The 8,636-nt window shown below is 40.8% G+C and carries 8 protein-coding genes; 4 read left to right on the top strand and 4 right to left on the bottom strand.

Features of this window, described 5'->3' with window-relative positions; translation table 11 throughout:
- The coding region (locus Q0081_RS22665; protein ID WP_298359000.1) for a hypothetical protein at positions 1-1,371 on the top strand (1,371 nt) is incomplete at its 5' end.
- A 109-nt stretch (positions 1,372-1,480) separates the two neighbouring features.
- Here Q0081_RS22665 and argS read toward each other — a convergent pair.
- On the bottom strand, positions 1,481-3,259 hold the full coding sequence (gene argS, locus Q0081_RS22660; protein WP_298358997.1) for an arginine--tRNA ligase: 1,779 nt from the start codon (positions 3,257-3,259) through the stop codon (positions 1,481-1,483).
- A gap of 197 nt (positions 3,260-3,456) precedes the next feature.
- Between argS and Q0081_RS22655 the strand changes: the two genes are divergently transcribed.
- A complete protein-coding gene (locus Q0081_RS22655) occupies positions 3,457-4,998 on the top strand; it encodes a hypothetical protein (RefSeq protein WP_298358994.1) in 1,542 nt (513 codons plus the stop codon).
- A 78-nt stretch (positions 4,999-5,076) separates the two neighbouring features.
- Here the strand turns inward: Q0081_RS22655 and Q0081_RS22650 are convergent, their stop codons facing one another.
- Both Q0081_RS22650 and Q0081_RS22645 read right to left on the bottom strand, forming a co-directional pair.
- Entirely contained in the window at positions 5,077-5,838 is a 762-nt protein-coding gene (locus Q0081_RS22650; RefSeq protein ID WP_298358991.1) for a geranylgeranylglyceryl/heptaprenylglyceryl phosphate synthase, read from the bottom strand.
- Complete coding sequence (locus Q0081_RS22645) at positions 5,804-6,232, bottom strand: hypothetical protein (RefSeq protein WP_298358987.1); 429 nt, start codon at positions 6,230-6,232, stop codon at positions 5,804-5,806. The genes Q0081_RS22650 and Q0081_RS22645 overlap by 35 nt, the downstream gene beginning before the upstream one ends.
- A gap of 180 nt (positions 6,233-6,412) precedes the next feature.
- Between Q0081_RS22645 and tatC the strand changes: the two genes are divergently transcribed.
- Together tatC and Q0081_RS22635 are read left to right on the top strand one after the other, a co-directional pair.
- Positions 6,413-7,315 (top strand): twin-arginine translocase subunit TatC, encoded by a 903-nt coding sequence (gene tatC, locus Q0081_RS22640; RefSeq protein WP_298358984.1) that lies wholly within the window; start codon positions 6,413-6,415, stop codon positions 7,313-7,315.
- A 5-nt stretch (positions 7,316-7,320) separates the two neighbouring features.
- Positions 7,321-8,067: an ABC transporter ATP-binding protein gene (locus Q0081_RS22635; protein ID WP_298358981.1), complete on the top strand. Its 747-nt coding sequence runs from the start codon at positions 7,321-7,323 to the stop codon at positions 8,065-8,067.
- On the opposite strand, the gene Q0081_RS22630 is transcribed toward Q0081_RS22635, so the two are convergent.
- Positions 8,064-8,513 carry a hypothetical protein gene (locus Q0081_RS22630; RefSeq protein WP_298358978.1) on the bottom strand — a complete coding sequence of 150 codons (450 nt, stop codon included), beginning with the start codon at positions 8,511-8,513 and terminating at the stop codon, positions 8,064-8,066. The genes Q0081_RS22635 and Q0081_RS22630 overlap by 4 nt on opposite strands.
- Positions 8,514-8,636 lie beyond the last annotated feature (123 nt).

The following is an 8,636-nucleotide window of genomic DNA, read 5'->3' as shown; positions in this document are numbered from 1 at the left end:
ACTATTTTACAATGTTACAGCCAAAAAGTTATTAGGCTATCTTATGAGATGCTTATTTTGCCCAATTCCCAGGTAAAAAAAATTGAAGCAATTTGTGACAATTTTTTTTGTATTATAGGTCAAAGACTTATTCATTTCAAGATTAAAAATAATAGCGTAAGCTATGCAAAGTCCGTAGTAAACGATGTAGTAAAAGACTTTATTCAAAATCCAGAAAATAAAGACCAGTTGTTTTTATTGACAAACAAAGGAATCCTTTCTTTGAATACTGCTAATATGTGTGTAACAACGCATTGTAATTTGGAAAATATAGTAGAGCCTAAAATATTAACATCTATCACAGACTTTGAAATTGATAAAAACTCACTCTGGTTATTGAAAGAAAATAGTTTTTTAAAGAAAATAAAATTGACAGATAGACAACCTACACTTATTGAAGAGAAACCTGTACCACAGGAACAAGAAATATTTAAAATACAATTTTACAAAGAATTGAAGTTCATAATGACTCAAAAGGGCCTATTTAAAGATAACTTTAAAAATCTACTTTGTTCTGGTGATAAACTTGTCATTAAGTTTTCAAAACTCAGTTTTTTTTTCACTTTTTCATCAAAAGGAGTTATATGTACTGCCAGAGATTACGATATTAGGTTTAGGGATTTTCATTTACAAGCAAATAGTGAAGACGTCAGAGATGTTTATCACGATAATGACAATGATTTGTTTTGGATTGCAGGGAGTGATTTAAAAGTATTTTCTTGGGATAAGGGAAACCTTCTATTACAATTAAATAATAATTCTAAACCAGCCTTTTCTTCTACACAATCAAAAACTATATGCCCAATAATAGGGACAAAAAAAATTTTAATAGGAACAGAAGGTTCAGGTATTTTTCTAATTGAATATGAAAAAAAATATAGTATTCCAAACCCAAGCCAATCTATTGCTTATAATAAAAATATCCACACCAATCAAGTTCCTAAACCTAAACTACCAATTAAGAACATATTTGTACTGAAAAATTTTGAAAAAGATAGCACAACTCTATCTCCTTTGGATATGATCCCCTTTTTTCGAAATATTAACGAAAATATTGATTTCAAGCAAGTTGAAATAAAAAAAGTAAAAATAGAAGGATACGCCTCTAAAACAGGCAAAGGATCAGACGAAACTAAAACGACAGAAATTTCACAGAAAAGAATAAAGTTTATTCGTCAAAATTTGACTGAAAAATACAAATTAACTGATGGGTTTTTTGAGGAACATAACTACGGTGATAAAAACCCGATAAATAGAAACGACCCAAATAGCCCTGAGAACAGGGCTGTTATTGTTACTTTTGAATATAATTTACGAACAAATAAATTGTAAGCACACTTTTTGCCTTCTGCCCAGCACTTCATTTTTTGAGGGTATTAGCTGCTTACGAGAGCAAAATAGATATCCTTATAAAGGTTTTAAACCTTTATAAGGATTGTTTCTACATCCGCTCTGGCACTTCAATCCCCAATAATCCCATTGCCTTTTGAATACCGTCCGCTACGGCCTGTGAGAGTAGCAGGCGGGCGTGTTGTGCTTCTGCATCGGGCTCCTGAAGAATTGAAACTTCGGCATAAAAAGTATTGTACGCCTTGGCCAATTCATAGGCATACTGCGAAATCAAGGCCGGCGAATAATTGCGGCCAGCATCGGCAATACGCTCAGGAAATTGAGTTAACGTAAAAATCACCTCACGTTCTGAATTTGCCAGTGGAACCGCAGTAGCGGGTTTTGCCCAATCTACACCCATTTGTACTGCTTTGCGCAACACGGAACGCGTACGGGCGTGTGTATATTGGATAAATGGTCCCGTATGTCCGTGCAACTCAACCGATTCGGCGGGGTTGAACATCATTCGTTTTTGAGGATCAACTTTCAACAGGTAATATTTCAACGCGCCTAAACCCAACATGGAGAAAAGCCGTTGTTTTTCAGCTTCGCTAAAATCCTCTATTTTGCCTTTGGAGTTGCCTTCTTCTGCGGCAGCGGCAGTTACTTCAGCTACCAATTCATCCGCATCCACCACGGTTCCCTCCCGCGATTTCATTTTGCCCGACGGCAAATCTACCATCCCGTAGCTCAAGTGATAGCAACCGTCCGCGTAGGTACGGCCCAGACGTTTCAAAATAGCAAATAAGACTTGAAAGTGATAATCCTGCTCGTTGCCTACGACCCAAATGGATTTGTTGCTGTGAAAATCGCTGAATTTAAGATCAGTAGTTCCCAGATCCTGCGTCATGTATACCGACGTTCCATCACCCCGCAAGACAAGTTTTTCATCCAAACCTTCGGCAGTTAAATCAATCCAAACCGAATTGTCCGGTTTTTTATAGAAAATGCCTTTAGCCAATCCTTCATCTACGGCATCTTTGCCAAGCAGATACGTCTTTGATTCATAGTATGTTTTGTCAAAACTGACCCCAATTTTTTGATATGTATCGTTGAAGCCGGCATATACCCATTCGTTCATTTGCTTCCACAGCGCCAATGTTTCAGCATCCCCCTGCTCCCATTTCAGAAGCAATTGCTGCGCTTCCAGAATCCAAGGTGCTTTCTTTTCGGCTTCCTCTTTGCTCATTCCTTCTGCGACCAAAGTCTCTATTTGCTGTTTGTATTCTTTATCAAACAACACATAATATTTCCCAATCAAATGGTCGCCTTTGAGCCCGGACGATTCGGGTGTTTCGCCGTTTCCTAACTTGGCATACGCCAACATGGATTTGCAAATATGAATACCGCGATCGTTGACCAAACAGGTTTTACTCACATTGAAACCGTTTGCTTTTAAAATTCTCGAAACCGAATCACCTAAGAAGTTATTACGTAAATGGCCTAAGTGCAAAGGCTTATTGGTATTAGGCGATGAAAATTCTACCATTACCGATTGACCGTTTGCAGGCGCAAATCCAAAATCAGGGTTAAGGGCCAATGCATTCAACGCTTCAATCCACGCCGATTCGGCAATGCTCAGATTTAGGAAACCCTGTACGACATTGAAGTTACTAACCACACCCGAATGCTCCACCAAGTACTGTCCAAGAGCATTGCCGATTTCAACGGGAGGTTTTCGTAGGCTTTTGGTATAGGGAAAAGTGACAAACGTATAAAAACCTTCAAAATCTTTTTTGGTAGGTTGGAGCGCAATAACTTGTTCTTCAACGTTATAAATCTCTCTTAGTGCGCTTTGGAGAGAAGTCTTGATAAGGGATTCGATTTGCATGGTAGGTTATTCGTTAATCCGTTATTTGTTGAATTTATTGATTATTTTTCCTAATTTACGTTGAAAAATCAATCATAAACTCACAATAACGGCTCAAATGAGCCGCAAAAGTACGGCAATTTCGGCAAGCAAATTATTGTATTACTAAAAAATGGTTCTAATTTCGTACCTTTCTACACATTAAGTTACGCCATGAAATGAAAAGCCTCCATTCTCTCATAATACTACTGATAGGAATTTGGCTACCTCTCGCTGCCGTTGCTCAGTTGGAGCAATCGTCGCGGCTGGAGTTTAAGGTGAGCCAAAGTATAGACGAATTTTTCGATGTTACGCCCCTTGACAAAGACGGCTTGCTGGTTACCCAGCGCCAAGAAGAACATTATGGGAATGAAAAGTGGTCTTTTTATCGGTTTGACCCCGACCTCAAGCAACGTTGGATGACCGAATACAAAGTAGCCTACGAACTGCATCCCATCAAATCTTACTACAATCAGCATTTTCTCTTTTGGCTATTGCAGGAAACAGACACCGATAAGGTCACCGTACTGCGTTTGGATTTACAAAATGGTGAAACCGAAACCTTCAAAGGAGATTTGCTTACCCGCGCTGATATTGTTCATTTTAAAGTCCTTGGCAATACCGCCTTTATTGGAGGCTACCACCACAGCCGCCCCGTCGTAATGGCCTTTTCTTTTTTTGACAAAAGCATCAAAGCCTTGCCGTATTTATACACCAGCAATACCGAAATCAGCAATATTGAACTTGACGAACAGCGTAATCAGTTGAGTGTGCTGCTTTATACAATCAAACGGGGAGATTGCCAATTTACCATTAAAACCTACTCGTACGAAGGCCGCCTTATTAAAACAACCACGATGCCTTTTGAGGATGATAATGGATTGATAACGGGCAAAATCCTGCCGCTTGACGAAACGTCGTCTCTCATTGTAGGCAACTATGCGCAGGGCTGTACGCAATATTCGCAGGGTTTGTATTTTTCCAGAATTAAAGATTCAGAACCCGAAAAACTCCAATGGGTCGATTTTTCAAAACTCGAAAATTTCTTTAACTATCTGAAGCCCAAACGGAAACAACGCGTAGTGGAGAAAATTTCTAAACGGAAAGAAGAAGGAAAGGAACCCAAATTCAGGTACCGATTGCTGGTTCACGATGTCATCAAAAATAACGATGAGTTTGTTCTGGTCGCAGAGGTATATTATCCGGTTTATAAAAACGGGAGTATCTATTACGGAGGTGGAATGTCACGCAATAACAATCGCGAATACGACAGTTTTCGTTACACTCACGCCATTGTTTGTGGTTTTGACAGAACAGGCACTTTACTTTGGGATAATTGCTTCGCGCTTGACAATGTAGAAAGTATTGAATTACTACCGATGGTACAGGTCACCCGGCGCAATGAGTTATTGGTATTGGGTTATCCCAAAGATGGTAAAATAAATACCGAAGTGATTGAACGGAACAAAGTAGTACGCGAACGAGAAGCCTTCGTCATCAAAACGTCGGATGAAAAAGATCGTATTGTCGACAGTGATAAAGGTGTCTTAGCTGCGTGGTACGACCGTTATTTTTTAGCGTATGGATACCAAAAAATCGGCAGTGAAAAGTGGGTAGGGGCACCAAGAGAAGTATTTTACGTTAATAAACTCTCCTACGATCCTAACGCACCGCGCGAAACTAAGGAAGAAGCTAAAAAAGGAAAAGTTTCGGGAAACTAATATAAGGAAAAAGGGTAGAGGTAAATGTGTAAAGGGCAGACTTCATTACCAACTATTTATGGCAATTTTTACCCGTTTCTAAACAGCTACTTTCTCGTTAAATGCTTTTACGATTTGTGCAATTTCGGGCAACAGATCAGGATTTTGCTCAATACCATTACCCACCACGATGACGTCAGCCCCTGCTTCCAGAGCAGCCTGTGCTTTTTGAGTGGTATTAATGCCTCCTCCAACAATAATGGGCGTATCTACCGATTTGCGTACGGCGGCAATCATCTCAGCCGAAACGGGCTTTTGAGCACCGCTGCCGGCATCCAAGTACATTATTTGCAGTCCCAATAACTCTCCTGCCATCGCTGTACAGGCCGCTACACTCGGTTTATCGTACGGAATGGGCGTAGTATTGCTGATGTAGGAAACCGTGGTAGCTCTTCCGCTTTCAATCAGCATATAGCCCGTGGGTAAAATTTCCAAATTGCTTTTTTTCAGCAACGGTGCCGCAATGACGTGCTGCCCGATAAGCAACTCTGGATTACGCCCCGAGATGAGTGAGAGCAGCAAAATCGCGTCCGCAGAAGGTTCAATGTGAAGGCTGTTTCCCGGAAAAAGAATAGCGGGAATAGTAGTATGGCGACGAATAGCTGCAATGATTTCGTCGGAAGCGTAACGCGTAATCAAGCTCCCTCCTACAAAGAAGAAATCTACGCCGTAGCGCATGCTTTCGGCCAACATAAAAGGAAACGAAGAAAGCTCTACCTTGTCAGGGTCGAGCAATACTGCGAATGCTTTTCGCCCATCCTGAAGGTTATGCCGAAGTTTCGTTCGTATTTCTGACTTCATTCCTATTTTTCTGTGTGGCCAAAAAATCCATTAATTTTTGTCTTGCCATTCCCAATGCCCATGTTATTGCATAGGAAGTAACCGCTTTGGTTATCCACGAAGAACTTTCTTCGCGACGTTCAATGACAACGGGAGTCGTATTCGTACTCGCCGTTTTGATTTCGGGCTCTTCGTCGGGCAGCAACAATTCAAGCAACAGATACGCCGCCGCTATCGTCCCTCCAATCACTAACGCCTGTTTACCAATACGTTCGGCATCTATTTTCAAGTCACCCATTTTTTCTTCCAATAGCCGCCGATACCCCTCTGACACCTCTTTTAACACTGTTTTTCGGCCGTTGGTATCCCCAAAAGGCTCCTCAAAAGTCAGCATATTTTTTGGAATTGAAGCCATTTTTTTAAGTAACCCTCTACTCATTATTTAGTATTCATTTGAATTTGATGCACAAAAACTACTCCAAAAGTCGTAAAAACCTGTTAGATGCCCAAAATTGAACCTAATTTTTAAAGAAATTGTAACGCAAGAACGTCTAAGCATGTACATTTGTACAGTAATATCAATAATAAATAAAAAATGCCACTCGACCAAGAATTTGACAAAGAAACAGCCGCAGGTGACGAAATGACCTTTATAGAACACCTCGAAGAATTGCGATGGAACATCATTCGGGCAGTAGGCGCTATATTAGTCTTTACCATTGTTGCTTTCATTTTTATTGAAGAAATCTACGATAAAATCATATTGGCTCCTTCTCGACCCGATTTTTGGACCTATCGAATGATGTGTAAGATTGCCGATTTTACAGGAGCCGAGGGACTTTGCATTGACAAATTAGATTTTGAATTGCAAAGCCGGGAAATGGCAGGTCAATTTACGATGGCTTTACTTTCTTCGGTTATTATAGGTTTACTGTTTGCGTTTCCTTACGCCTTTTGGGAAGTATGGCGTTTTATCAAACCCGGGCTGAAACCTTCTGAAAGGAAAGTATCCCGCGGAGCTGTCTTTTACGTCACCTTTCTGTTTCTATCGGGGGTTTTGTTTGGATATTACATCGTATCCCCTTTGGCTATCAACTTCTTAGCTAATTTCCAACTTGATCCTCGCATCAAAAATCAATTTGATATTACTTCCTACGTAGGGCTGATTTCTGTCCTGACTCTGGCCTGCGGGCTTACTTTCCAGTTGCCGGTGGTTGCCTTTGTGCTCTCTAGAATTGGATTTTTAAATCCTCGCTTCATGCGCGAATACCGCCGTCATGCTTTTGTAGTTATTTTGATTTTGGCAGCGGTTATTACTCCTTCTCCCGACGTACTGAGTCAAGTGTTAGTAGCTATGCCTCTCACTCTCTTGTATGAAATCAGCATTTTGGTATCCGCTTGGGTAGAACGCACCAAAAAAGAGGATGCAGAAATAGAGGCCAAACAAGAAGAGGAAGATGCCCTTAGAAATCCTTGGGAACCTGAATCTGACATGTAATTGCGATGATTCAATTTAATGAAATATCTAAATCCTTTGACGGGCGTATGGTACTGGAGGGTGTCTCCGGTACCTTCAAGCCCAGCGATACCAGTTTGATTATCGGCGGTAGCGGTACCGGAAAGAGTGTACTGCTTAAATGCCTGATCGGCCTTGTAAAGCCTGACAAGGGCGAGGTTCTTTACAACGGAAGGGATTTTTGGAACAGTGACGAGGATGTAAGAAAACAAATTCGCCGGGAAATGGGTGTGCTGTTTCAGGGGGGAGCTTTGTTTGATTCAAAGACCGTAGCTGAAAATGTTCGCTTTCCCTTAGAGATGCTTACTCAAATGAGTGAAAGCGAAAAAGATGACCGAGTAGCCGTTTGTTTAGCTCGCGTGGGTCTTGAACAGGCCGCCAAGCGGATGCCTTCCGAAATCAGTGGGGGGATGAAAAAACGGGTGGGTATTGCCCGTGCCATTGTGATGAATCCCAAGTACCTGTTTTGCGATGAACCCAATTCGGGCCTTGACCCATTGACTTCCATACGAATCGACGAATTAATCAAAGAAATTACCGACGAATATCAGATTACGACGGTTGTCATTACCCACGACATGAACTCTGTGCTTGAAATCGGCGAAAAGGTCATGTTTCTTTACAAAGGCCATAAACTGTGGGAAGGTGATAATATGACCATTCTGAAATCTGACGTAAAGGAACTGAATGAGTTTGTGTTTGCCAGCAAACGCCTCCGCGAAATGGGGCGTTAAATTCTCCTCCTTTTAGCTAATGCTTTTCTATAAATGGGCTTTCTGTAAGCAAACTGTGCCCACAATAGAGGATAAAAAAGATAGTTGGTCAGTAAAGTAGGAGTACGAAATTCAATTTCATCAGCAATGATGGTATTGTTACCATCTTTGATAATACGGTGACGGTGCCTCCAAAAACTTAGAAAAAAGGGAAGTTTTACCCCTTCATCCAAAAAGAAAATCTCCTTGTCAGTCCTTTGTTGGTCCGTAATCAGGCTCTTCCAGCGTTGTTTGAATAACAGAAAATTAAGCTCCAATTCTACCTCATCTCCCTTCCGGCAACCGTCAAATTGAATGACTTTAACGGGAGGAAACGGTGGGCTGAGTTTATTAAATAAATCTTCGGTAAAACCTGCCCATACCTGTTGGAAGGATTGTTGAACGGATGTTTTGATAGTTAACTTCATGATTCAGGGCATTTTGATAAAAACTTGGGATGAGCTACATTTGTAAATTTTACGACCAAGCAAAACCCCAATGAAATTAACCCATCCCGAAAAAAAACGGATAACCGTTCCAAAGACCAAGTT

It is taken from the genome of Runella sp. (assembly GCF_027484545.1).
Taxonomy (GTDB): Bacteria; Bacteroidota; Bacteroidia; order Cytophagales; family Spirosomataceae; genus Runella.
This window is presented reverse-complemented; position numbering and strand designations above follow the sequence as displayed.